This is a genomic window from Candidatus Campylobacter infans (assembly GCF_013416015.1).
Taxonomy (GTDB): domain Bacteria; phylum Campylobacterota; class Campylobacteria; order Campylobacterales; family Campylobacteraceae; genus Campylobacter; species Campylobacter infans.
In genome coordinates, this window is the sequence record NZ_CP049075.1 from 1,719,560 (window position 1) to 1,745,862 (window position 26,303).

Consider the following 26,303-nt stretch of genomic DNA (forward strand, 5'->3'; position numbering starts at 1 on the left):
AAATGACAAAATTTATAGCTAAAATGGCAAGCAAATGAATATGTATTGTAAAGGTGTGCGATGCTTGATAAAATCGCGCTTTTATCCAAAAATAAAGCAAAATAATAAAAATTATAAATATGAAATAACGCTTAGCATAGGTGGCAACATCGGCTCAAAAGCGCAAATAATCAAGCGTTTTAATAATTTATATTTTGCCTTAACCAAAGATAAACGCTTTTTTGTGCTTAAAAGCTCGCCAATTATCAAAAATGCGGCATTTGGCTACACAGAGCAGGCTGATTTTTTAAATGCCATTTTAAAGCTAAACACTTCGCTTTATGCTGGGGAGATTTTAAAAATTATGCAAAATTATGAAAAAAAATTTGGTAGAAAACGAAGCTTTAAAAATGCTCCGCGCACGCTAGATATTGATTTGGTAAATTTTAGCGCAAAAACTAAACAAAGCCAACGCCTGCGCTTGCCTCACCCACAAGCACACACGCGCCTTAGCGTGATTTTACCTTTGGCATTGATAGGAGAAATTTTATGATTAAGCATTATTCTTTTACTGGTGAATCGCCTGCGCTTGCCTTACAAAAAGCAAAAGACGAACTAGGCGAGGATCTAACGCTAGAAGCCACCAAACAAATCCGCCCTAAAACGCTAAATCAAAAAGCGATTTATGAAATAATAGTCGGGCGAGAAGAAAAAAACGATGAACCCTTAAAAAGCGTGCTAAATGAGCAAAACTTTACCATCGAAAATGAAATTTCAAATGCCAAAACAAAAGATACCAAAAATACGAATTTTTCAAATGTTATTCAAAATTTTAATAATCAAAATTTCACAGACCCGCTAGATGAGCAAGAGCACAAAAACGCCATCAAACGCCAAATCCAAGCCTACACAAATCTAGGCAAAAAGCAAAATAATTTTTCTAACGCAAACTTAAACGCTAGTCCTAGCGACACAAAAAAAGCCAAAGACGATGAAGACATCGCGCTTAGCTTTTCTAAAACAGCAGAGCAAATAGCACAATTAGCAAACATCACGCCAGCAAACACAAGCGACTACGATGAAAAAATGAAAAATATGCAAAAAGATTTAGAAAAAAAGGTTGATAAATTAGGCGATCAGCTCCTATTGATAGCTGATGCGATGTGGAAAGATGGCGCTACAAATAGAGGCGATATAAATATACCACGAGAATTTGCTACCATTTATAAAAAAGCCGCAAGCAGCGGTATGAAAAGCGAGCATTTAAAACAAATAATGGAGGTTACAATCGCCAATATGCCAAGCAAAATGATTAGTAACCCGGCAGCAGTAGAGAGGTATTTTTATTTTTTGCTTGAAAAAATGCTACCGCGCAAAAAAACACACGATATAGCAAATAAACAACGCATTATGATGCTAGTTGGGCCAACTGGCGTGGGCAAAACCACCACTTTAAGCAAACTAGCTTACAAATACGCTTATGGCGGACAAAAAAGGCTAAAAACTGGCATTATCACGCTAGATAATTACCGCATAGGCGCAGTAGAGCAGCTAGCACAATACGCACAAGTTATGAGAATGCGAATGATTGAAGCCATAAATATAGACGAGTTTAAATCAGCGCTTTCTTTGCTTAGTGATTGTGATTTGATTTTAGTCGATACTGTCGGCTCAAGCCAGTATGATACGCAAAAACTAGCGAATTTAAAAGAAATTTTAATTGGTAGCGGGGCTGATATTGATGTGCAATTAGTGCTAAGTGCTAGCACCAAAACAGAAGATTTACTTGAAATTTACGAAAGTTTTTCTATTATGAATATTGATTCTTTGATTATCACAAAGCTAGATGAAACTAAAATTCTTGGTAATATTTTTTCTTTGGTTTATGAAACAAACACGCCCATAAACTTTTTTTCAATAGGACAAAATGTCCCAGATGATATTGAAATAGCCGAAAATACACGCTTGGTTAAATGCGTATTAGAAGGACTTGGCAATGGATCAAGCAAGTAAATTACGCTCTTTACTAGCAAATAGCGCGCAAAAGCCAAACACTCACGCCATCGCAATAACTAGCGGCAAAGGTGGCGTTGGCAAAAGCGCAATAAGCGCAAATTTAGCAAATATCTTAGCAAAAAATGGCTATAAAATAGTGCTTTTTGATGCTGATATAGGTTTAGCAAATCTTGATGTGCTTTTAAATGTGCGAGCTAGTAAAAATTTATTAAATGTTATGCGCGGAGAATGCGAGTTTAGCGATATTATCATTGAAGTAAAACAAAATTTATACTTAGTGCCTGGCGAAAGTGGCGCAGATATTTTTAAGTTTAATGACAATTATTTATTTAATAAGTTTATAAATGATGCGCAAATTTTAAATGAGGCTGATTTTTTGGTAATAGACACAGGCGCTGGCATAGGACCTAGCACGCAAACATTTTTAGGCGCAAGCGATGAAATAATCGTAGTTACCACGCCAGATCCTGCCGCAATTACTGATGCTTATGCTGTGCTTAAAACAAGTTGTGCGGATAAAAAGCGTGTTTTTATGATAGTAAATTTTGCTAAAAACGAAGATGAGGCACTTAAAATTTTTAACACAATCCAAAATGTAGCAAAGCGCAATATACAAAGTTTAGAGTTAGAATTTTTAGGCTATATACTGCGCGATAATACAATAACTAAAAGCATTAAAAACCGTGCTCTTTTTAGCGATGAAGCACCAGATGCACAGCCTTGTATAGGCTTAAAGAGCATTGCAGATGGTCTTTTAGCTGCTATGGAACAAAAAGTGCTTAAAGGGATAAATGGCAAAAGTTTTACAGGATTTTTTAAGCAATTAGCTAATGGATCTTAGATTAAAATTTTAATGTTTTCTAGCTAATTTGCCTGTAAAATACAATTAAAATTTAAATAAAGGTAAAGAATGAACACTGATAATTTCGTAGGTTTTTTTACAGCTTGCGGTTTTTTTGTAAGTCTTGCTTTTATCGTTATAGCTGATTTATCTGCTTCGCAAATGCTAATATATGCGTTTTTAATTACTTTTATTTTTTACTTAATTATACATATTATAATTATGAATTACATAGAAACTGGCAAAAAGGCTATGTGGTGCTTTGATAAAGAACGATATGAAGAAATAAACGATTATTTAATCGATGAATTAAACGATAGAGAAAGAAGAATGGATGCAATAATAGAAATTAAACGCGAAAAATTAGTGCCTAAAAGCACTTTAAAACGCAAAAAGGGCGTTAAAAATAATGAACGAACAAAAGCGCAAGCAGCTTGATATTTACAAAAGCGAAATTAAAAAAAGCCAAGATGATTTGGTGTTAAATTATATGCCGGCCTTACGCGGACTTGCTTTGCGGTTAAAATCTCGCCTGCCAGCTTGCGTGGAGCTAAATGATTTAATAGGCGCTGGCGTAACGGCTATGGTAAAGCTCTCGCGCTCATATGATAAAGAAATAAATGATAATTTTTGGGGCTATGCTAGAACGCGCGTGCATGGCGCGATGCTAGATTTTTTGCGCGGGCTTGATGTGCTAAGCAGGGGCGATAGAAAACTAATAAAGCAAATAAACGAAGCCATAAATAGCTATTTTAACGAACACGAAGAAGAACCAAGCGATGAATGGCTAGCCAAAAAGCTAAACCTAGACATAAAACAAATACGCGATGCGCGCGCTATGAATGAAATAACAATGCTTTTACCGCTTGATGAGCAATATAGTTATTTAGGCACATCAAATAAAAATAGCGTGCTTGAAAGCATAGAAAAAGATGAATTGATTGAAAAAATTAAAGAAATTTTAAAAGAATTTAAACCAAAAGAACAGCAAATTTTACAGCTTTATTATTTTGAAGAATTAAATTTGCGTGAAATTAGCGAAATTTTAAACATCACACAATCGCGCATTTCACAAATAAACAAACAACTTATTTTAAAAATTAGAGAAAGGTTAGGCTTTTAATGGCAGATATTTTAAGTCAAGAAGAAATAGACGCTCTTTTACAAGCTGTAGATGATGACGAGGCTCAAAACAGCGATACGATAGTATCAAAAAAAACATCTAAATTGCCCGATGATAAACAAATCATCATCTATGATTTTAAACGCCCAAATCGCGTAAGCAAAGAGCAACTTCGCGCCATTAAAGGCATACACGATAAATTAGCGCGTAATCTAGCAAGCCAAATTTCATCAATTATGCGCTCTATCGTAGAAATCAAGCTCCATAGCGTAGATCAAATGACTTATGGCGAGTTTTTAATGAGCTTGCCAAGCCCTACTAGCTTTAATGTATTTAGCATTAAACCACTTGATGGTAATTGCGTGCTAGAAATCAACCCAAGCATAGCCTTTCCTATGATAGATCGCTTGCTAGGCGGTAATGGCGATGGTTTTGATAGCAATCGTGAATTAACCGAAATAGAAATAAATTTATTAGATGCGATTTTGCGCATTATGATGCAACGCTTGCGCGAGAGTTGGAGCATGGTAACTGATATGTATCCAAATGTAGAAGCCAAAGAATCAAGCCCAAATGTCGTTCAAGTAGTAAGCCAAAATGAAATTATAATTATGGCTGTAATGGAAATAATCATAGGCGCAAGTAGCGGTATGATAAACTTTTGCTATCCTGTAATATACCTTGAACCTATACTTTCAAGGCTTGCTAACCGCGATGTAATGCTAGGCGAAACAAGCGCTAAAAAATCACGCAATAAAGAGCTAAAAACACTAGTAGGTCGTGCTGAGGTGCTTTATGAGGCTATTTTAGGGCGCACAAATATTAGCGTGCATGAATTCTTAGAGCTTAAACCAGGCGATATTTTAAAACTAAATAGAAGTGCTGATGATAAAGCCATAGTAAGCATAGACAAAAAAGATGTTTTTTTAGCGCAAGTTGGCTTATACCGCTATCATAAAAGCATACAAATCGAAGAATTAATAAAAACCGATAAAGATGAAATAAAGGCGATTTTAGAAAGCTATGAAGAAGACAGAATAGCCAAAATCCAAGCCTATGATGAAGAGCAAGGGCAAGAAAGCGAAGAATATGAAGATGAATAAATTTTTAGAAATTTTTAGCTCTGAGAGTAGTTCTACTATCGAAGGGCTAACTGGTAAAGCGCCTGTAATAGGCGAAGCAAACGAGTTTGAAGCCAGGGTTCAAACTGGCATAAATCCGCCTGTAATAAGTGCGTTAGTAAATGCTGGTGAGGGCAAAATAAGGATTTGTGCAACGCCTTTATTAGTAACAGCGATAAATGATTTAATGCTAGGCGAAGAAAAACCTACAATGAACGAAGAAATCACAAACGATGAAATAGACGCGTGTAAAGAGATTTTTTCTAATATTTTAGCTGCTATTAGCACCGCTCTTAATGCCCAAAATGATTTACCAAAATTAAATTTTGAAATTGAAAATATCGCATTTATAGGACAAAATGAGCCATTAAATTTAAGTGAATTTGATAAAATTTTTGTGTATAGCGTAAGCCTTGATGGCATAATGGGTCATTTGGCTTTTGCGGTAGATAGGGCATTTTTAAGGGCCATTGATCCAAGCCAAAATCAAGCCCAAAGTCAAAATAAAGCAGAATTAGGCGATGAAATACGAAATATCGGGCTTATAATGGATGTGCGCTTACCTATTCGTGTGAGAATTGGTTCTAAAAAAATGCTTTTAAAAGATGTGCTGTCTATGGATATAGGCTCAGTAATCGAGCTAAATCAGCTAGCAAATGATCCGCTTGAAGTGCTAATAGGCGATAAGCCAGTGGCCCTTGGCGAAGTGGTGATAATAGATGGTAATTTTGGCGTACAGATCACAGAAATTGGTAGCAAAAAAGAACGCTTAGAACAATTAAAATAATGTTAATAAATTTTATGCCGTTTTAAATAAGGCTGTAATTAAAATTTAAGTTTATATGGCTTATAACAAGCGTTTAAGGCTTTTGAAGCATTAAAATTTTAATGTCTTATAAAACAAGCAATGAAGTTTTGTTTCACACGAAACACAACAAGGAGTAAATATGGTAGAACGATACGCACGAGATGAAATGAAAAGCAAATGGACGCAACAAGCCAAATACGATGCTTGGTTAAAAGTCGAACTAGCTGCTGTCAAAGCCTGGAATAAGCTAGGTTTAATCACAGATGATGATTGCGAAAAAATACAAAAAAACGCAAAATTTGATGTAGCACAAATCGATGAAATAGAAAAAACAACAAAGCACGATGTGATAGCGTTTTTAACTAGCCTAAGCAAAAGCTTGGGCGATGAAAGCCGATTTGTCCATTATGGTATGACAAGTAGCGATTGTATAGATACAGCAAACGCCCTCCAAATCATAGATTCAATGGATTTAATTTTAAGCGATGTAAAAGAGCTAAAAAAAGCCATAAAAACGCGCGCATTTGAGCATAAATCCACACTTATGGTCGGCAGAAGCCACGGCATTCACGGCGAGCCAATAACCTTTGGCTTGGTGCTTGCGATATGGTATGATGAAATAAACCGAGCCTTAGATCTTTTAAAGCACGCAAAATCCACTATTTCAACTGGCAAAATTAGTGGAGCAATGGGAAATTTTGCGCACGCTCCATTAGAGCTTGAAAATTTAGTATGCGAATATTTAGGACTAAATCCTGCCCCAGCTAGCAACCAAATCATTCAGCGCGATCGTTACGCACAAGTAATAACCGCTATTGCCATGCTAGCTAGTAGCTGTGAAAAAATCGCCATAGCCTTGCGACATTATCAACGCACAGAAGTTTATGAAACCGAAGAATATTTTAGCCCAGGACAAAAAGGATCAAGTGCTATGCCGCACAAAAGAAATCCCGTGCTAAGCGAAAATATCACCGGGCTTTGTCGGGTTTTAAGAAGCTATGTAACGCCGGCTATGGAGAATGTAGCACTTTGGCACGAGCGCGATATTAGCCATAGTTCAGTGGAGAGATTTATTTTGCCAGATGCGTTTATTACGGCTGATTTTATGCTAGCTCGCCTTACAAGTTTAATTAAAAATTTAGTAATCTACCCACAAAATATGATGAAAAACCTAAACTTAACAGGCGGATTGGTATTTTCTGGGCGCGTGCTTTTAGAGCTACCTAAGAGAGGGATTAGCCGCGAAAATGCCTATAAAATCGTTCAAACAAACGCTATGAAAGTTTGGGCTGATTTAAGCGAGGGCAAAAGTGCGCTTGATGAAAATGGCAATTCGTTATTTTTACAATATCTCTTAAATGATAGCGATTTACGCGCAAAATTAAGCGATGATGAGATTAAGGCTTGTTTTGATTATAGCTATTACACCAAAAATGTAGATGCTATATTTGAGCGTGTATTTAAGGGCGTAGATGAATAACAAGCAAAGAGAAATTTGGGAGGAAAAGGCAAAAACTTTTGAACGCTTCAAGCAAAATAATAGCGACACCTTGGAAATTTTAAATTTCTTTAAAGAATTTGGCGTAAATTTTAATAATAAAAGCATAATTGATATAGGTTGTGGTAATGGGCGTTTTGCCCTTGAACTTGCAAACAGCGCAAGTAGCGTGCTTTGCTTGGATATTTCTAAAAATATGCTTGATGATTTACATAGCGACTGCCTTAGTCTAGGGCTAAAAAATATTAGTATAAAATGCGCTGATTTTGATGAAAGCTATAAAGATTTAGGTGCTTTTGATATAGTTTTTGGCGCCATGACACCAGCGCTTAATAATGAAAAAAGCTTTTTAAATGCTCTAAATCTTGCAAAAGAGTATTTTTGCTATGTAGGCTGGGGAAGATATAGGCAAGACGGGCTAACCCAAGAGGTTTTAGAAGCTCACGGCGCAAATCTGATTTTACCAAAAGGCTTGCCAGATGCGCTAAAATGGCTAGAAAACGCTGACAAATCACCTATAACCTACAAATATTTCAAACAAAATTTTACAAAAATGCTAAGCCTAGATGATGCCATAAACCGCACAAAAATACAATGCAAAATGAGTTTAGCTAGCGTAGATGAAAAGCTATGCGCTAAAATCATAAGCAAATACGCAGATACTAACAAAATGGTAAAACTCACGCATTCGCGCGAAATAGGCGCGATGATAATTAGCAAATAAAGCTGTAAAATGTTTATAAATTTTAATCCACTGCTCCCAAAATCATTACCTAAAATAAAAGTTTAAACTCAAAAGGCAAAAATATGCCATATAAATTAGTAAAAATCGGTGAATTTTCACAAAAAAAGGTCTTTGTCGCATTAAAAAGCCTAGGATATAACATAAAGCAAGCCCAAAGATTATGCGATAAAGGCAGATTGCAAAATAGCTCTGGTGCGTTACTAGCCAAAAATGATATCATAGATGGCGAGCTTTTTATGATTGATTATGTGTGTGAGTCACGCGGATTAAAGCCGATTTTTGAATGCGATGATTTTGCTGTATTTGATAAGCCTAGTGGGCTTTTAAGCCATCCTAGCGGGCGAAAAAGTCCTTATAATATGTATGATGAAATTTGGCATTTATACGGCAAACAAGCATGCGTGGCGCACCGCTTAGATGCTCAAACTAGCGGACTTTTGCTAGTAGCAAAATCACCCCAAGCCACAACAAAACTAAAAGAACTTTTTGAAAATCGCGCGGTTTTTAAAAGCTATTTAGCCTATGTAAAGGGCGATTTTTGCGCAGATATTTTAGTAGAACGCGGAGATTTACGCGAATTTACTAAAAGCAGTCTTGATAGCGAAATTTTTAGTGAGTTTAAGCAAAAGTTTGAATTTATTAAAGATTTTAAGGGTTATTTTATCGATAAAGCCATGAAATTAGGCGGGTATGCTACTGCTTTAAAGCAAAAGATGGTTATAGCAGATGATGGCAAGCGCGCGCTTACGCTAATTCGCGTGCTTAAATCCGCCAAAGAGCTTAATTGTAATGCCAGCTTGCTTGAATGTTTGCCACTTACTGGTAGGCAACACCAAATTAGATTGCATTTGTTTCACATAAAACATTGCATTTTAGGCGAACCACTTTATGGGCTTAGCAAAGAACAAGCCGGCGATTTAATCGATAACAAATTAAGCCTACAAGAGCGCATAAATTTAACCGGCGCAACGCGACTAATGCTCCATGCAAATGAATTAAAATTTATTTATAAATCTCAAAAATATGAAATAAAATCACAGGCAAATTTTAATTTTTTAAGTAGTGAGATTTTATAAATTAATAAAATTTAAGCCTTTTGCTTAGGTATTTTTATTTTATCTAATTTAAAATTCATAAAATTTGCCACTAAATTCAAGGCTGTGGTAAATTTATACTAAATTAAAATTTATGGCGTAATTGTAAAAAATATATATAAATTACTATAATAGCCATTAAATTCATCATTGCAATGCTTTCAAACTTGTTAAAATAGCATAGCCTATAAAATTAGAAAATATCAAAGTGTGATCTAGGCTTTATTTTTACTTGCCAAAGTAGAAAATCTACCGCAAAGAGCGATTTGGAGCGCAAGTTTGCTAATTTAAACGCTAAGATTAATCTATTAAAATTAGAAAATAAGATGTATGTATTTCAAATTATTTTAGGCTTAAAAATGATAATTTTTAAAATTTCATTCAAAAATTTTGCCATCTGGCGATGCTGTGATTTTAGTTCTGTCATTATAAATTGCTTCAAAAAATTTTATTAGCTTATTCATTGAACATCCTTTTGTATTCTGCTATTACATCTGCTTTGCCAAAGCCTGGAATTGTAGTGTTTTTATGCGATAATCTCTCAAAATCTAGGCTTTTTAAATTCTTTTTTGTTTTGCTATCAAAAGCCCTAAAAAATATGTATTGCACCTTTGGATTTAGTTCTGTTTCTTTTATAATAATACATTTATAATCGTAAAAGCCTTGTCTAACTACTGCAAAATCCCACTTATATTTTTTCTTATCAAAGTATTTTCTGGCTTCTGGCGTATTATTGTATTGCCACATTTGAAAGTCTTTGTGCGTAGTAGGTGGTGGCTCTTTTAAGCGCAGGTCTATTTTGCTATCACACCTAGTCCATATTTGAAAGCAGCAGCGAATTTGACAATCTTTGCCGTTAAAAATAAAAGAATTTGGCTCTAAAATATCGCTAAAAATTAGTTTAAAATTTTTATTTAGATTTTTTTGCACGCTCCATTTTTCAAACTGCAACGGCACGATAAAAGCGTATCAAATTTTTCAAAACATTACCCATTTTATTTTAGAAGGAATTTCTAGCAAATTTTAAAGTAATTTTGCTATAAAATTAGCTTTTTTGGAGATATTTTTTAAATTTTAAAATTTCATAATGTAAAATAAATTTTAAAACAAAACTTTGTAATTTAATTTTTGTATTTTAAAATCACTTCATAATTTTTACTTTGGAAAATAAAAAGCTAGCATTTGCCTAGCCCCTTGGCAAATGCTAACCAAAAAGAATAAATTTTAATTCTTTATAAAAGCAAAAATCATCAAGCAAAAAGCTCGCTTATAAAAGCATTTAGTTCGCTTACGCTTTTATCTTTACTGGCTTTTACGATTTGCGTGCCGATTATGGCTCCATCTGCGTAGCATTTTGTGGCTTTTACATCAGCATTATTTTTTAGCCCAAAGCCCACAGCTATTGGCAAATCGCTATATTTGCGAATATGCGAACAAAGATTTCTTAGGCTATTTTGGCTGCTTTGCTCGCCACCTGTTACGCCAAGAACTGATACCATATACACAAATCCGCTTGTGTTTTTTAGGATTTTTTTGGCGCGATGGCCTGATGTTACGCTTATTAGCGCAATTAGCGCAATGCCAATTTTATCGCATTTATTTTTTAGGCTTTTATTTTCTTCATAAGGTAAATCCGGCACTATAAGCCCGCTTATACCGCATTCTTGGCATTTTAATAAAAACTCATCCTCGCCATAAGCAAAAATCATATTATAATAAACCAAAAACACCAAGCATTTGCTAGTTTTACATTCTTTTAGCATTTCAAAGACACTATCGGTGCTAACGCCATTTTGGCAAGCATCAAAGGCAGCTTTGGCGATTACAGGCCCATCAGCTAAGGGATCGCTATAAGGTATGCCAATTTCTAGCAAATCAAGCGCGCTATCATCAAGAGCATTTATAAAATTTTTTGAATACTCCAAGCTTGGATAACCAGCAACTATATAGCCGATATTTGCCTTATTTTCAAAAGCTTTTTTAAACTTATCCATAAATCTCTCCCTTTTTATAATTCATCACCGTATCCATATCTTTATCACCGCGCCCGCTTAAATTTATTATAATATTTTGACGCTTTTTAAGGCTAGCGCACAGCCTTGGCAAATAACCTAGCGCATGCGAGCTTTCAATAGCTGGGATTATGCCCTCAATTTGGCTACAAAGTTTAAGTGCGCTTATGCATTCATCATCGCTTACGGCGTAGTATTCTACGCGTTTTATTTTATTTAAATGCGCGTGCTGTGGGCCAACGCCTGGATAATCAAGCCCGGCTGAAATGCTATGAACTGGCAAAATCCTGCCATATTTATCTTGTAAAACCTTAGTTTTCATACCATGGATTATTCCATCGCTGCCTTTGCTAAGAGTTGCTGCGTGATAAGGCGTGTCTATGCCAAGGCCTGCTGCTTCTAGGCCAATTAAGCGCACTTTTTCATCGCTTAAAAATTCATTAAACATACCTATTGCATTAGAGCCACCGCCAACGCAAGCCATTATTATATCAGGCTTTATGCCGTATTTTTTTAGCTGAGATTTTGTTTCTTTGCCAATTACGCTTTGAAAATCACGCACTATATGCGGATAAGGATGTGGTCCAACAGCTGAGCCGATGATATAAAAGCGCGTTTGTATTTCATTAACCCAAGCTTGAATTGCTGCTGTGGTGGCTTCTTTTAGCGTTTTTAATCCATCTTCGATACGCACTACTCTTGCGCCTAAAAGCTCCATTTTATACACATTTAAGGCTTGGCGTTTAGCATCAAGTGCGCCCATGTAAATATCGCATTCAAGCCCTAAAAGAGCTGCTGCTGTGGCTGTGGCTAGCCCGTGTTGGCCTGCGCCAGTTTCTGCTAGAACCTTTTTTTTGCCCATATGCTTTGCTAGCAGGGCTTGGGCTAGGGCGTTGTTGATTTTATGCGCGCCTGTGTGGTTTAAATCTTCGCGCTTTAAATAAATATTATGCCCAAAATGCTCGCTTAACCTTTTGGCGTGATAAAGTGGCGTTGGTCGGCCCACATAAGTTTTTAAAAGAGCTTTTAATTCATTTTGAAATTGCTTTGTTTTGCTGATTTTTTTATAAGCAGTTTTAAGCTCGCAAAGCGCGTTCATTACGGTTTCAGGGACGAATTGTCCGCCATAAGAGCCAAAATATGAGTTCATATCCAAATCCTTAAAATTTGGCGCGTATTTTACTATAAATTTTAAATATTTTTGGAATTTAGCGCGTTTTTGGCTATCATTTTGTATAAATTTTAAGGTAAAAGATGAAAAAAATTTTTTTTGTAGCCACTGCTTTTCTTTTTTTACTAGCATATTTAGCCCTACAATACAAAAACGAACAAAACCTAAACAAAAGCCCAGCAAACATAAGCTGTGATATAAACCTAAACATCTGCGCTTTAAATAGCGTAATTACTGATATCAACGCCACTTTAAGCGTTGATCCAAAACCGCTAAAAGCTATGAATGAAAGTCTTTTTTCTTTTAGTGGTTTAGGCACGCTAGCTAAGCCAAGCGTGCGAATTTATGGGCTAAATATGGATATGGGCGTGATAAAATCCCCACTTCATCAAGCAAATAAAACCTACCAAACAAAAATAATGCTAGCAAGTTGTACCCAAAGCCAAATGCTTTACCGCCTTGATGTGCTTGATGGCACAAATATAATCGCTAGCATTGATTTTGTTTTAAAACAATAAATTAAAAGGATTAACATGTTTATCCCCTATTCCCGCCAAAACATACAAAACGATGATATAAGCGCGGTTTGTGCTGCCTTAGAAGATGATATTATAACTTGTGGCAAAAGAGTAGATGAGTTTGAGCACGCACTTTGTGAATACATCGGCGTAAAATTTGCTGTGGTGATGAACTCAGCCACCTCAGCTCTCCACGCAGGCTATCTAGCCCTAGGACTTAGCCAAAATGATGAAATAATCACCTCTCCAATCACCTTTGCAGCCACAGCAAATACTGCTATTATGTGCGGTGCAGATGTGCGCTGGGCAGGCGTTGATGAATACAGCGGCAATATCGATATTTCAAGCATTCAATCCCTAATTAACCCGCGCACAAAAATCATTGTCCCTGTGGATTTTGGCGGGCTAAGCGTGGATATGGACGAAATTTTAAGTCTTGCAAAAAAACACAATTTGCTTGTGCTTGATGATGCTAGCCATGCCCTAGGTAGCACTTATAAAGGCGTAAAAGTCGGTAAAAAAGCAAATGCAAGCGTGTTTAGTTTTCATGCGATTAAGCCTATTACCACGCTTGAAGGCGGAGCCTTGCTTACAGATGATGAGCAAATCGCTAAAAAAGCAAGGTTAATTCGCTCTCACGGCATTAGCAAAAAAGAGCTTTGGGATAGCGATATAAGCGTGCTAGGATATAATTACCGCCTAAGCGATGTGGCTTGCGCGCTAGGACTAAGTCAGCTCAAAAAGCTTGATAGCTTCATAGCAAAACGCGAACAAATAGCCTTGTATTATGATAGCGAGCTTTGTAAAGAGCCGTTTAATGATCTCTTAGATATTATTAAAATTCCTAATAATCTTACATCTTCAAGGCATCTTTACCCTATTAAATTAGCCCCGCATTTAAGGGCACATAAGGCAGAAATTTTTACAAAATTACAAAAAGCTGGTATAGGCGCGCAAGTTCATTACAAGCCAAGCTATGAGTTTAGTTTTTACCGCCAAAAATACGGCACAATCAATATCCCAAGCGCAAAAAATTTCTATGAAAGCGAACTTAGCCTGCCTTGCCATCAACTAATGAGCCAAGAAGACGCAAATTTTATAATCAGCACGCTAAAATCGGTACTTACTCAGTTTAAGGATAAATTTTAAACTTAGCCTTAAATTTCATTGCGAATTCTTAAAAAAACAGGAAAGCGTGGCTTTTTGTTTTTGGTTAAATTTTGATATTTATAAGTGATTATATCGCCGATTTTTAGGCATTTGGGCGCGCTTTTTATAGCTTGGGTTTTGTTTTGTTCTGTGCTTTTTATGCCAAAATCATCACAAAGTGCGCGCTCATCATCGCTAAAACCTGAGCCGATTTTAAAACTAATCTTGCTTTTTAAATCCTTACAAAGCACAAATCCTAGCCGTCCTTTTAGCTTGCCCTTGCCTTCATTTATCGCGGTTATTTCGCATTCTGCGTCATAAAATTTTTTAAGTTTTAAGATATTTTTGCTTCTTGTATTTTCGTAATTTGCCTTAGGATTTCTTAGCACCACGCCCTCGCCGTTAGCATTTGAAATTTCATCTAAAAAGCTAAATGCGTGAGCGCGCGATTTTATTGGGATTTGCTCTATTATTTTTATGCGATTTTTTAAGTTTTGGTGCTTGTTTAAGTAATCTTGTAAAACCGCCAAACGCTCGAATAAATCGCCCTTAACATTAGGCACATCAAAAATCAAATATACAATTTCTTTCCAGCGCTCATCAGTGCTTGCTACAATAGAGCTAATGCGCTCAAAATCCCCGCGCTTAGTATAAAGCTCACCATCAAGCCAAAACGGCGGAAAATCCGCACTCCAAAAGCTAGGCTGGTTAAATTTTAAATTATTGCGCGATTTTAGGTTTTTGCCGTCCCAAATGGCGCGCACGCCATCGTATTTTTCGCTCATTACCCAGCCACTTAAATTTTGATCCTTATAAACGCCCAAAAGCATAGCCGCATTTAATAAAAGTGGCGCTAAAAAAATTAAAATATAACGCATTTTTTGTCCTTAAAGGCTAGATTATAGCGTGTTTTTGCGCTTATAAAACAAATTTTAATCTCAATTTAGCTAACATTTTGGCTTTATTTTATTTAAGAAGGTTATATGAAAGCACGAATTGATGAGCTTTTACAACAAATTTGGGGTTTTAATAAGCTCTACATCGATTATAAAGAGATCAAAAATCTTAGCGCACAAACTGCTGCTATCATACTAGCTACCAACCCGCAAAATTACGAGCGTTTTGCTAGCTTGGATAGCTTTAAAGAGCTTTTTAAAAATCTTGATTTAGAGCTTAATCTTTATAATTTAGAACTTTTACAATCAAGCGCGATTTTTAATGTAAATGCCCTAAAAATCAAGCGTGCCGAGCTTTTAGAAGCACTTAAAATTTTAAGCAAAGAAAATCTTTGTGAGTTTAGCCATTTTGAAAAAATCAGCACCTTTTTAAACGAATTAAAACTTAAAGATTTAGCAACTTCTGCCCAGCTAAATACTAGCTTTTTACAAAATTTAGCCAGTTTAAATGAAATTTATAAAAGCCTTTGTGAGTATTTTAAAATTTCAAAGCAAACAAGCCTTTATCAAAGGCTAGAAAACGCCGAGCAAAATGCTAATAATTCACGCTTTTATGTAGCAATTACTGGCGTAATAAATGCTGGCAAATCAAGCACGCTAAATGCCTTAATGGGGCAAAATATCCTTGGCGTATCAAATATCCCAGAAACTGCTAGCATAAGCGTGCTAAGCTATGCTAAACAAAAGCACGCTAAAATTGAGTTTTTGGATAAGAGCCTACAAGAGCTAATGGGCTTAGAAATAAAAGATTTAAGCGAGCTTAGCGCGAGTTTAGATGAATTAAAAAACTACACAGGCGCAAATTCTACCCTTGCAAGATACATAAAACAAAGCGAGATTTTTTTAGATTTAGAAATTTTAAAAGATGGATTAAGCATTGTAGATACCCCAGGGCTTGATGATGCTGTTATTTGGCGCGAAGAGCTAACTAAAAGCTATATCAATAAATGCGATTATATCTTGCATTTAATGAACGCTGCCCAAGCATCTAGCAAAAAAGATATGCTATTTATTTGCGAAGTGCTACAAAATGCTAAGAGTAGCGAATTTGGCGTGGTTTTAACCCATATTGATGAATTAGATGAAACAGAGCTAAAAAGCGCGCTAGAATACACAAAACAAAGCATAAAAACAGAATTAAAAGAATGTGGCTTTGATGAGAGCTTGGCTAATAAGGTTCATTATTTTATGCTAAGCGCACCAAAAAACATAGGCATAAACGAGCTAAAAGCGCATTTGTATGAAAGCTTTTTTGGTCAAAATTCTAAAAAAGCTAGCATAATTTTACAAAATTACAAAAAAGAGCTAGGGCTTATAATTTCAAGCTTGATAAACGAGGCGAGCCAAAGCCTAAGCGCGCTTATAAGCCAAAATAAAGATGACAACATCAACTCGCTCTTAGCCAAACAAAACGCCATCTTAAACGCCAAAAACCAAATAAACTCAAAGCTAGAAAATATTTTTAATGATTTGGCAAAACAAATAGAGCAAAAAAATGAAATATCTAGTATTTGCGCTAATCTAGCAGGGCGCGTGATAGCCGATATCAAATACACAAAAGATAAAAAAAGCAAGATAAATTTTGATCGCATAAATATAATTTGTGCAAGTGGCATAAATGATATGTTGCTTGATTTATTGCGCGATAGCAGAGCCAAGCTTGATTTAGGCGCTGTTTTTGATGATATTAAGCTTAGATTTAATCTTACAAACTTGCCTGATCTTAGCTTTAACGCAAGAGAGTACTTACAAAAAAATGCCCCACGCCCAAGCTTTAATGATCTTAACAACGCACTAAAAAACGCCATAAAAAACGAAAGCGATCTAAGCAAGCTTAATTTAAATATTCAAAATTTGCTAAATGATTTTATTAGCACGCTAAATCCGCTTAAATTAGTTAGCGATTTGCTTAAAATTTGCGTAGATGAACTTAAAAACAGCACCAATTTAGCCATAAATTCCATACAACAAAACCTAAACGAGCAATCAAGCCAGCTCCAAACACTCTTAGATCAAGCCAAAGAAGACAAAGCCAAGCTAAAAGAACTAAAAGAAAATAAAGAAAATGAATTAGAGTTTTTACAAAATTTATTAACAAGGTTAAAAGAATGCTAAAAGAGTTTATTGCTGAGTATAAAAGCCTTTATGATTTTAGTTTTTCGCAAGGATTTAAGGGTGAGTTTGAGCGATTTTGTGCTAGCGTTTTAGAGCCAAAGCTCCACCCAAGCAGCGAGCTTAAAGAGTGCTTAAACTCACTTGATTTTTTAAATTATGAACCGCCTTTTGTGGCGATTGTTGGGCAATTTAGCAGTGGTAAATCTAGCTTTTTAAACGCTCTTTTAGGAAGTGAAATTTTACCAACTGGTGTGGTGCCAGTTACAGCAAAGCCGACTTTTATCAAATACGCCCCGCATAATTTTTTAATGGCTTTATACAATGATGGCAGGCAAGAGTATTTAAGCCTTAGCGAGCTTGGGGCCTTTGTGGATCAGCGAAAAGCTCTAAAAGATGTAAAGCATCTTTATATTTATTTAAATAATGAAATTTTAAAAGATGTTAGTTTTATCGATACGCCAGGGCTTAATTCGCGCTCAAATGCCGATACCAAAGAAACCATGCAAATCCTCCGCCAAGCAAATGCGCTAATTTGGATTAGCTTGATAAATAACGCCGCGCGCGCTAGCGAGATTAACGAATTAGAGCTAATCCCAAGCACGCTAAAAGCAAATGCGCTGTGCTTATTAAATCAAAAAGATAGATTAAATGATGATGAAATAAAGCGCGTTTTAGCCCACTGCGCCCTTACTTATAAAGATTTTTTTAGCGCAACTTATGCGATTTCAGCTCTAATGGAGCTTAAAGGCGAAGAAAATAGCGGATTTAGCGAAGTTTTTAGCTTTTTAAAAGGCTTAAAAAATAATAAAGAAAACTTCATTCGTTCTAATTGCGCTTTAATCCTAAACTCATTAAACGCCCAAGAAATAAGAGCTAGTAGCATAATAGCCGAGCTAACATCAATCATTATGAGATTTTCAAACTCTTTTGAAAAAAAGCTAAGCAACCTAGAAAACGAATACAAAAAAGATTTTGAGCTAGCCTTTAATGAGCTTAAACGCCACGCCTTAACAATTAGTGCTGAGATAAAAAACGCAATAAAAGAGCAAAAATGCGAATATTTTAAGCCAAAAAAAAGCATTTTAGGGGCGCAAAATTACGAAAAAATCAGCTATTCTTGCCCTGTGCTTGATAGCAACGAAGCCCTAAGTAAGCTAATTTATAATGACGATAAAATGAGTAAAATTTTTAGAAATTTTAAACGCGAAATGGATAATCTACACGCTAAAATTAAAAGCGATATTGATGAGATTATTGCCGTGCTTGATGATGAAATCAAGCTTTTTAAAGCGCGCTATGAAACGCTAAGAAAAAGCGATGAATTACACTCAGATAGGCTTTTTGCTGATATTAGGCAATTTAGCTGTGATGTCTATGCAAGCTTCATTAGTCCTTATAAAGCTGAATTAAATGCCAAATACGCGCATCTTGGGCTATTTTTTGAACGCATAAATATTAAAATTTCTACAAATTATCAAAACTCAATCCGCCTTAGCGTGGATTTTTTAGCAAACAAATTAGAACGCGCAAGAAAAGATTATGAAAGCGAGCCACTTAGTTTTAGCCTTTATTATCCAAAAGAAAACGAAATAACCGAGCGCGTGCTTAATGAGCTTAGTTATTATGAGTTTGAGAGCGAGTTTATCGGCACTGCGCCTTTTTGTGTGAAATTTTTGCGCTCTTTAAAGCAGAGCTTTTTTGAACTAAGCATAAAAAATATAAAAAGCCTAGATGGGATCAAAAAGCGACACAACGACAATCTTTTATCATTTAAAGAACTTGAAAAATTTACAAAATTTGCCTAGTAGAATTAGGCAAATTTTAATCCTTGCTTAATTTATCCATTTTATCAAATTCCATATTTACCGCACTTTGGCTTGGCTCGTTATTCATTTTAGAGATTAAGCTTGTGTAGCGGTTTATCACCCAAATACTAAAAGCTGAAAAAATAAACCCAGGCAAAAGTTCATAAACCACGCTATTAAGCCCAAAGCTAATCCACAAAAGCACGGTAATTCCGCCAACTAGCATACCAACAAGCGCGCTAAATGCGCTCATATTACGCGAATAAAGGCTAAAAAGCAACACAGGTCCAAAACTAGCACCAAAACCAGCCCAAGCATTGCCAACTACTCCAAGCACCGTATCTGTGGAGTTAAAAGCAAAAATAGTAGCTATAAAAGCTACTACCACAACGGCGATTCTCCCAGTTATTACTTGCGTTTTTATGCTTACTTCGTGCTTATAAAAAGCAAAAATAAAATCACGCGTAATCGAGCTAGCACTTACTAAAAGCTGGCTAGAAATCGTGCTCATAATAGCTGCTAGCACTGCTGAAATGATAATGCCAAGCACGAAAGGATGAAATAAAGCATTGCCAAGCTCTAAAAGCACGGTTTCGTGGTCTTTTAAAGGCTGCTGGCTAAAATACACAAAGCCAATTAATCCAGTAACGCTCGCGCCAATTAAACTTATAACCATCCAAGAAATACCGATTTTACGGGCAAAATCAAGCTCTGTATGATTTTTTATAGCCATAAAACGCACGATGATATGAGGCTGTCCAAAATAGCCAAAACCCCAAGCTAAAAGCCCTAAAATCCCCAAAAAACTCTGCCCCGCAAAAAGATTTAAATGCTCGCTATCAAGGGAGTTTATCGTGGCGATAAATCCATTTGGATTAAAATTTGTAGAGTTAAAATCAAGGCTAAAATATGCCATTAGCGGGATTGCCACCATCACAGCAAACATCAACGCACCCTGAAAAGCATCTGTCAAACAAACAGCCTTAAACCCGCCAAAAAATGTATAAAAAACAACTATCCCAAGCGTTAAAATCGCGCCGTATTCAAAATTTAGCCCAAAAAAACTAACAAAACTTTTGCCCCCAGCTATTATCCCGCTACTAACATAAAGAGTATAAAAGATTAAAATAAGCACGCCAGAGATTATGCGAAGGGCTTTTGTGCGGTCTTTAAAGCGTTTTTCAAGGTAATCTGGTATGGTAATTGAATCATCTGCTACTTCTGTATAAATGCGTAATCTGCGCGCTAAATAGCGGTAATTTGCCCACGCGCCAATTACTAGCCCAAAAAGTATCCAAACCGTGCTAATCCCGCTAAGATAAAGCGCGCCAGGAATGCCAAGTAGCATCCAGCCACTCATATCGCTAGCCCCAGCGCTTAAAGCAGTAGTAACTGGGCCTAAGCGGCGATTATCAAGCAAATATTCATTTAAATTAGATTCTCTTTTATAACTTAGCGCGCCAATTACTAAAAGCACGGCAAAATATATACCAATAGCGATGTATAGGCTCATTTATATCCTTTTGCAAAATGCGCGATTATAGCAAAAGTTTAGGGCTTATTAGCAAATTTTAAAATGAAGTTACACTAAAATTTACATCGCTATTTTCTAGTGGCTCATCGTCTTTACAAAGCTCTAAAAATTTTTGATACCATTTATAGTTTTTTACCACATCTGGTTTGTGCGTATTTAAAAAATACAAATGCTGATTTAAAATATAATTCATCACCTGGCGCGAGCGTTTATTTTGCCTAAAATACTCCAAAACATCATCTTCGCTAAATCTATATTTATAATGCTCTTCAAAAATTTCATCAATAGCTTTTAGTAAAGATTTTATATAATATTTAAGCTTTTTCATCATATTTGGAGCTAGAAGCTTTACTAGATCATCTGCGCCAGTGCTTATTAGCATCGCACTATCATCAAAGCCTTTTACATCTTTAAAATACTCGCTTATATCATAGCGCGAAAGCTTGGCTGCTGGGTCGTTTGCTGAGCTAAGGATTATTTTTGCGCTGTTTTTTATAGAAGCGGCATTAAACTTAGCACCTGCGCCAAATTTTTTATCAAAAAACTCAGTTTTATCATCTGCGTAAATGCTAAGCGGTAAAAATCCCACGCTATTTGCTGCTCTTTTAGCAAAAATAGGCGCAAATTTTTCATCTGGCTTATCTAAGCCAAAAAACTCGCAAATCTCGCACATACAATCATAGCTTTTTTCTCCAATAAAATCAGTTGTTTGTTTTAGCTTGATTTTATTTAGCGAGCCACTTAGCAAGGTAAAAAGCGCGCCATCGTGAAAAGTTTGCGTGTTATCAAGCATCCAGTAATCAATGCTATCAATACAAGGGCGCACATTCATTTCTCCGCCTTCGCCGATTTTTTGCATTTTTTTCTTTTCAAAAGCTCCGCCTTGTGGGTAGATTATCACCTTTGATAATGTTTTTTTGGCGTTGGTATTAAAATTTAGAGCAAATTTTTTAAGATTTTCATCGTCTTCGTATTTTGTGTGAGTTATCATTTGCGGGTTATTTACCAAACTTTTTAGGTTTGAGATAGGATCGCGCACGATGTGAAGGGCTAGGCTAGCATCGATTAGGCTATAAAATTTCTTAGCATCGCTATCGTTTATAAAGTCATTTAGCTGTAAATAAACATACTTAAAACTCATAGCCTCAATTTCTTTATCTTCTAATCTTTTGGCCTGGGCTTTTCTAAACCCCTCAAAAAAAACAAGATGTTTTAGCATATTTACATAATTTGCCTTATTTGATGGGTTTTCTTTTTCGTCTTTTTCATTTATTTTTGCGCCTCTGTTACAACCCACAGCCACAGCCTTGCACATCCATAAAAACCTATTCATCGCAGTGCTTATGCCAACCCCGTGCGAGCCAAAAACCACAAAATCATAAAATTTTGGCAAAGGCAAATTAAGCGTCCAAGCATGTAAGGCATCTGAGCCGCCCCACTCCATTTTATCTGGATCAATTAGCGGTGGATAGGGTTTGTTTGCCCAGTGATCTTTAAATTTATCGCTATTTAGCCAAGGGATTATGTATTGTTGATAAGATTTTATGATTTTGGTATTTTCATCGTTTATTTCAACCTTGCCGATACTACAAATTTGCTCTAATGTCATAGCTAATCCTTAAACTTAATATTAGCTATATATTGTAGCCCCCCTAAGGCTAGACTTAAATTTATAAAATTTTAATGTAAATTTTAAAATTTATGCCAAAAAATGGCTAAATTTTAAAATTTGCGCTTTAAAATCAGGCTAAAAGAGCTTGTTTGATTTTATTTTCAAAATCTTTATTTACGCCAATTTGTGTGCGGTAAAGGCGCGTGGTGTTTTGCGGGCATTTTAAATGTAAATTTAAGCGTAAAGAGCCTTTTTCTTTAAGGGCTAATGAATGAATGTTGATTATTACATCGTGGTTTAGCTCGCATAAATCTAGCTTTATATCTAGCTCTCCATCGATTTTGCTTTTTTGATTTTCTAGTTTTGGGGGATTAAAATTTAACTCATTTTGAAATTTAGGGCTTCTTTTGCGCTCTTTTGCTGGGCTAAAAGTAGGAATTTGGCTTTTATCTATGATAGCAGCTATGGTTGGCTTGCTAGCACTATCTTTTGATGGATTTATTATAACGCCATAAATTTCATCTAGGTTTAGATTTTGTAAGCTTTCAATAATATCGCTAAATCCGGTTAATTGCGCACTAGCACTTTCATCTATTAAATCCACTCTGGCATAAGCGTTGCCGTTTTTGCTAGTTTTTTGCTCAAAGGCGTTGATTTTTGCTATTAAAATGCTTTGGGTTTTTAGGCTAGCAAAATCGCTAATCTTAGCGTGCGCACTCTCAAAAAGCTGGGCATTTTGCTTTATTAGCTCATCACTTATGCGCCCTGCTTTTAGCTTTACGCTTTTAGCCTCGCTTAATTCATAAGCCTCAACCAAACTTAATCTTAGCCTTTGATCGTTTTTGCTTACTTTAACCTTAAAAGCAAAAGGGCCTGCTGGTTTATTTGCTATTTTATTATAAGCATCAAAAGCCGTAACCTCAACACTGCCATCAATATCCATAATGCTTAAAATATGCATTTTTTGTCCGCTATCAAAAATTTTATTATCGTATTTTTCGATGGTGCCTATTAGCAATATTTCGCTAGCATCGCTTATGCTTTCTAGCTGGCTTGTTTTGGTGTAAGTAAGGGCGCTTATTTGCTCTTTGTATTCATCTAAGGGATGTCCGCTAGCATAAAAGCCAAGCACTTCTTTTTCATAAGTGAGCATATCTTTTTTGCTATATTCTTTAAATTCTCTTATAAAACTTAAATCAAAATTTGGATTTTGTAAGCTTTCATCATCCGCAAATAGCGAATCCGCAAGCGATTCTCTTGCTGTGCGCGCTAGCTTTGCTTGCTCTAAAATTTGCTCAATATTTTCCATAAAAGTGCGCCGATTTAAGCCAAAAATATCAACCGCGCCAGCTTTTATTAAAGCTTCATAGCCTTTTTTATTAAAAATGTTGTATTGATTAAGCCTTTGTAAAAAGTCGCATAAATTTTCATAAGGTTTATCGCCACGCTCTTTAATAATAGCATCAACAACTGGCGTCCCAAGCATTTTAATGGATTCAAGCCCGTAAATTATCGCATCTTTGCCATCTTTACTAACAACAGAAAACTCCCGCATACTTTCATTTACATTTGGCGGTAGCATAATATAGCCTAGGCGGTTTATTTCGTCTTTGTATTTTGCGATTTTTTCTACATTTCCGCCCTCGCTAGTTAGCAAAGCAGCCATAAACTCAGCCGGATAATAAGTTTTTAAATAAGCCGTTTGAAAGCAAACCATACCATAAGCAGCAGAATGGGATTTATTAAAGCCATAAGCCGCAAATTTCATAATAAGCTCAAAAAGTTCATCAGCTTTTTTTTCATCATAGCCTTTATTTTTGGCACCTTGTAGATACTCGCTGCGGATTTTTATCATCTCGTCTTCTTTTTTCTTGCTCATCGCACGGCGCACTAAATCCGCCCCGCCAAGAGAAAATCCGCCTATTTCTTGGACTACTTGCATTACTTGTTCTTGATAAACAATCACCCCATAAGTTGGGCTAAGTATTGGCTTTAAGCTTTCAAAGGCGTATTCAGCCTTTTTATCTCCATGCTTAATGGCGATAAAATCATCAACCATACCAGAATCAAGCGGTCCAGGACGATAAAGCGCAATCATCGCAATGATATCTTCAAAACAATCAGGCTTTAATCTAGCTGCTAAATCTTGCATGCCAGCTGATTCTATTTGAAAAATCCCTAATGTATCGCCGCTTTGGATTGTTTTATAGGTTTTTGGGTCGTTAAAATCGATTTCTTCCCAGATTATTTCTTTATTAAAGCGTTGTTTTATTAGCTTTTTTGCGTGTTCTATTACGCTTAGAGTTTTAAGCCCTAAAAAGTCAAATTTTATTAGATCCACATCTTCGAGGTAATCTTTATAATATTGCGTTACATGCTGATTAGCTCTATTTGATGTTGGATGCCAAAGCGGGGTTTTATTCCATAATGGCTCGTTGCTTATTACAATGCCTGCTGCGTGCATGCCGGTATTTCGCACATAGCCCTCCAAGCCACAAGCATATTCCCAAGTGCGCTCTAAAAGCACATTTTTAGCCATTTCTTCGGCTATTTTTGGCTCTTTTTCATAGGCACCATCTTCGTATTCACCTTTTTTGTTTTTGCGTTTTTTTAGCGTTATGCCTAGCTCATCTGGTATTAGCTTAGCAAATTTATCTGCCTCGTCATAAGGCACCTCCATCACGCGCGCTACATCGCGCACCGCGCCTTTTGCTAGCATTTTGCCAAAGGTAACAACTTGTGCTACATTATACTCACCGTATTTTTGTATAACATAATCAATAACCTCGCCTCTTTTATCTTGGCAAAAATCCACATCAATATCTGGCATACTAACGCGCTCAGGGTTTAAAAAACGCTCAAAAAGCAAATTATACGGCAAAGGGTCAATATCGGTGATTTTTAGCGCAAATGCCACCAAAGAACCAGCCGCAGAGCCACGCCCAGGGCCTACTGGTATGCCTTGATTTTTAGCATAACCGATAAAATCGGCAACTATTAGCATATAGCCCGCAAATTTCATATTTTCAATAATCTTAATCTCAGTATTTAAACGCTCCCAATACGCTTCGTGCTTGCTTTGATCTATAAATTTTAAGCGATCTTTTAATCCCTTTTCGCACATAAACTCAAAAAGTTTTGCATCGTTTTCTAGGCTGTACTCAGCGTCTGGTTCGCTTAGGGTGAGATTGAAATTTTGTGCGTATTCGCGGGTGAATTTAAAATTTGGAGGCGTGGCATCGCCTAGTTTTATTTCTAAATTACATTTACTTGCAATTTCATTTGTATTTGCCACAGCCTCAGGAATATCAGCAAAAATTTCAAGCATTTCATCAGCGCTTTTTACATAAAACTCACTCAAAAGCGTTCGCTTTAATCTATCATCAAGCGGTAAATGCGCGTATTTGGATTCGTCATCATCAAATTCATCATCGCTATTTTTTGCTTTTACGGATTGGGTGTTGATTTTAAAAGAAATTTTTTGTAAGAGCGCTTGATCTTTAAAGGTGTAATGAGCGTCATTTGTAGCAATTAGCTTTGTATTTGTTTCAAGGCTTAAAGAAATTAAATCATTGTCTATGTTTAATTCATCATAAAGTCCGTGGCGCATAATCTCTAAATAAAAATCATCGCCAAACATTTCTTTAAATTCCATTATCACCGATTTTGCGTATTCGTAGCCTTGTGGATTGTTTTTCTTTAAATATTTTTCATTAAAATTTAGATTTCTTGCTATCTCGCCAGCCAAGCAAGCAGAGCTACAAATCAACCCAGATGAATGCTCGCGCAAAATTTTTTTATTTATTCTTGGCTTGTAATAATAACCCTTAATATAACTCATCGAACTTAAATACATTAAATTTTTATAGCCCTCTTCATCTTTGGCATAAAGGCAAATATGATAAATTGGATCTTTTCGCCCGATCTTTTCGCCTGGGCGCGGCTCATAAAGCTTAAAGCTTAAATCTTCGTTATTATGAATATAAGCTTCAAGCCCGATTATAGGCTTAATGCCAAATTTTTTCATAGTCTTATAAAACTCAATCGCCCCAAACATATTGCCATGATCTGTAATCGAGCAGGCCTTAACGCCAATTTCATTTAAATGTTTTGCTAAACTCTCAGTTTGATTAAATCCATCAAGTAGTGAATATTCTGTGTGTAAATGTAAAACCGTATAATCCATAACTAGTCCTTAAAAAGCGA

At 36.0% G+C, this 26,303-nt stretch carries 21 protein-coding genes; 14 read left to right on the forward strand and 7 right to left on the reverse strand.

All coding sequences use genetic code 11. From position 1 onward, the window contains the following. The first annotated feature begins 34 nt into the window (after positions 1 to 34). The 10 genes from folK to CINF_RS08740 all read left to right on the forward strand — a co-directional run bounded on the left by folK (position 35) and on the right by CINF_RS08740 (position 9,207). Positions 35 to 532 carry a 2-amino-4-hydroxy-6-hydroxymethyldihydropteridine diphosphokinase gene (gene folK / locus CINF_RS08695; RefSeq protein ID WP_240156127.1) on the forward strand — a complete coding sequence of 166 codons (498 nt, stop codon included), beginning with the start codon at positions 35 to 37 and terminating at the stop codon, positions 530 to 532. After that, positions 529 to 1,992, forward strand: coding sequence for a flagellar biosynthesis GTPase FlhF (flhF, locus tag CINF_RS08700; protein WP_179975256.1), 1,464 nt, complete (start codon positions 529 to 531; stop codon positions 1,990 to 1,992). The genes folK and flhF overlap by 4 nt, the downstream gene beginning before the upstream one ends. After that, entirely contained in the window at positions 1,976 to 2,836 is an 861-nt protein-coding gene (locus CINF_RS08705; protein WP_179975257.1) for a P-loop NTPase, read from the forward strand. Before flhF ends, CINF_RS08705 begins: the two co-directional genes overlap by 17 nt. 69 nt (positions 2,837 to 2,905) lie before the next feature. Continuing rightward, entirely contained in the window at positions 2,906 to 3,274 is a 369-nt protein-coding gene (locus tag CINF_RS08710) for a hypothetical protein (protein ID WP_179975258.1), read from the forward strand. Further along, the gene (locus CINF_RS08715) at positions 3,246 to 3,959 is read left to right on the forward strand and encodes an RNA polymerase sigma factor FliA (RefSeq protein ID WP_179975259.1); all 714 of its coding nucleotides are present in this window, start codon (positions 3,246 to 3,248) and stop codon (positions 3,957 to 3,959) included. The genes CINF_RS08710 and CINF_RS08715 overlap by 29 nt, the downstream gene beginning before the upstream one ends. After that, positions 3,959 to 5,062: a flagellar motor switch protein FliM gene (gene fliM, locus CINF_RS08720; RefSeq protein ID WP_179975260.1), complete on the forward strand. Its 1,104-nt coding sequence runs from the start codon at positions 3,959 to 3,961 to the stop codon at positions 5,060 to 5,062. The genes CINF_RS08715 and fliM overlap by 1 nt, the downstream gene beginning before the upstream one ends. Further along, positions 5,055 to 5,867, forward strand: coding sequence for a flagellar motor switch protein FliY (gene fliY / locus CINF_RS08725; RefSeq protein ID WP_179975261.1), 813 nt, complete (start codon positions 5,055 to 5,057; stop codon positions 5,865 to 5,867). The genes fliM and fliY overlap by 8 nt, the downstream gene beginning before the upstream one ends. 160 nt (positions 5,868 to 6,027) lie before the next feature. Further along, entirely contained in the window at positions 6,028 to 7,368 is a 1,341-nt protein-coding gene (gene purB, locus CINF_RS08730) for an adenylosuccinate lyase (RefSeq protein ID WP_179975262.1), read from the forward strand. Then, complete coding sequence (locus tag CINF_RS08735; protein ID WP_179975263.1) at positions 7,361 to 8,110, forward strand: class I SAM-dependent methyltransferase; 750 nt, start codon at positions 7,361 to 7,363, stop codon at positions 8,108 to 8,110. The genes purB and CINF_RS08735 overlap by 8 nt, the downstream gene beginning before the upstream one ends. 83 nt (positions 8,111 to 8,193) lie before the next feature. Further along, the gene (locus CINF_RS08740; protein ID WP_179975264.1) at positions 8,194 to 9,207 is read left to right on the forward strand and encodes an RluA family pseudouridine synthase; all 1,014 of its coding nucleotides are present in this window, start codon (positions 8,194 to 8,196) and stop codon (positions 9,205 to 9,207) included. Positions 9,208 to 9,681: 474 nt separating this feature from the next. Here the strand turns inward: CINF_RS08740 and CINF_RS08745 are convergent, their stop codons facing one another. From CINF_RS08745 to trpB, 3 genes are all read right to left on the reverse strand, one after another. After that, the gene (locus CINF_RS08745) at positions 9,682 to 10,155 is read right to left on the reverse strand and encodes a DNA methyltransferase (protein ID WP_179975265.1); all 474 of its coding nucleotides are present in this window, start codon (positions 10,153 to 10,155) and stop codon (positions 9,682 to 9,684) included. A 320-nt stretch (positions 10,156 to 10,475) separates the two neighbouring features. Continuing rightward, complete coding sequence (trpA, locus tag CINF_RS08750) at positions 10,476 to 11,219, reverse strand: tryptophan synthase subunit alpha (protein WP_179975266.1); 744 nt, start codon at positions 11,217 to 11,219, stop codon at positions 10,476 to 10,478. After that, a complete protein-coding gene (trpB, locus tag CINF_RS08755; RefSeq protein WP_420808754.1) occupies positions 11,212 to 12,387 on the reverse strand; it encodes a tryptophan synthase subunit beta in 1,176 nt (391 codons plus the stop codon). Before trpB ends, trpA begins: the two co-directional genes overlap by 8 nt. Before the next feature lie 104 nt (positions 12,388 to 12,491). Here trpB and CINF_RS08760 point away from each other — a divergent pair, with 104 nt between their 5' ends. After that, entirely contained in the window at positions 12,492 to 12,926 is a 435-nt protein-coding gene (locus tag CINF_RS08760; protein WP_179975267.1) for a hypothetical protein, read from the forward strand. A 15-nt stretch (positions 12,927 to 12,941) separates the two neighbouring features. Next, on the forward strand, positions 12,942 to 14,075 hold the full coding sequence (gene pseC / locus CINF_RS08765; protein WP_179975268.1) for a UDP-4-amino-4,6-dideoxy-N-acetyl-beta-L-altrosamine transaminase: 1,134 nt from the start codon (positions 12,942 to 12,944) through the stop codon (positions 14,073 to 14,075). Positions 14,076 to 14,083: 8 nt separating this feature from the next. Here the strand turns inward: pseC and CINF_RS08770 are convergent, their stop codons facing one another. Beyond that, on the reverse strand, positions 14,084 to 14,953 hold the full coding sequence (locus tag CINF_RS08770; protein WP_240156128.1) for a DNA ligase: 870 nt from the start codon (positions 14,951 to 14,953) through the stop codon (positions 14,084 to 14,086). 105 nt (positions 14,954 to 15,058) lie between these two features. Between CINF_RS08770 and CINF_RS08775 the strand changes: the two genes are divergently transcribed. Together CINF_RS08775 and CINF_RS08780 are read left to right on the forward strand one after the other, a co-directional pair. Further along, positions 15,059 to 17,146, forward strand: a complete 2,088-nt coding sequence (locus CINF_RS08775) for a dynamin family protein (RefSeq protein ID WP_179975269.1) — start codon at positions 15,059 to 15,061, stop codon at positions 17,144 to 17,146. After that, on the forward strand, positions 17,140 to 18,951 hold the full coding sequence (locus CINF_RS08780; RefSeq protein ID WP_179975270.1) for a dynamin family protein: 1,812 nt from the start codon (positions 17,140 to 17,142) through the stop codon (positions 18,949 to 18,951). Before CINF_RS08775 ends, CINF_RS08780 begins: the two co-directional genes overlap by 7 nt. A gap of 16 nt (positions 18,952 to 18,967) precedes the next feature. On the opposite strand, the gene putP is transcribed toward CINF_RS08780, so the two are convergent. The 3 genes from putP to dnaE form a co-directional block, all read right to left on the reverse strand. Beyond that, on the reverse strand, positions 18,968 to 20,464 hold the full coding sequence (gene putP, locus CINF_RS08785; protein WP_179975271.1) for a sodium/proline symporter PutP: 1,497 nt from the start codon (positions 20,462 to 20,464) through the stop codon (positions 18,968 to 18,970). A gap of 58 nt (positions 20,465 to 20,522) precedes the next feature. Then, on the reverse strand, positions 20,523 to 22,094 hold the full coding sequence (locus CINF_RS08790) for a DUF2972 domain-containing protein (RefSeq protein ID WP_179975272.1): 1,572 nt from the start codon (positions 22,092 to 22,094) through the stop codon (positions 20,523 to 20,525). 133 nt (positions 22,095 to 22,227) lie between these two features. Further along, a complete protein-coding gene (gene dnaE / locus CINF_RS08795) occupies positions 22,228 to 26,283 on the reverse strand; it encodes a DNA polymerase III subunit alpha (RefSeq protein ID WP_179975273.1) in 4,056 nt (1,351 codons plus the stop codon). Positions 26,284 to 26,303 lie beyond the last annotated feature (20 nt).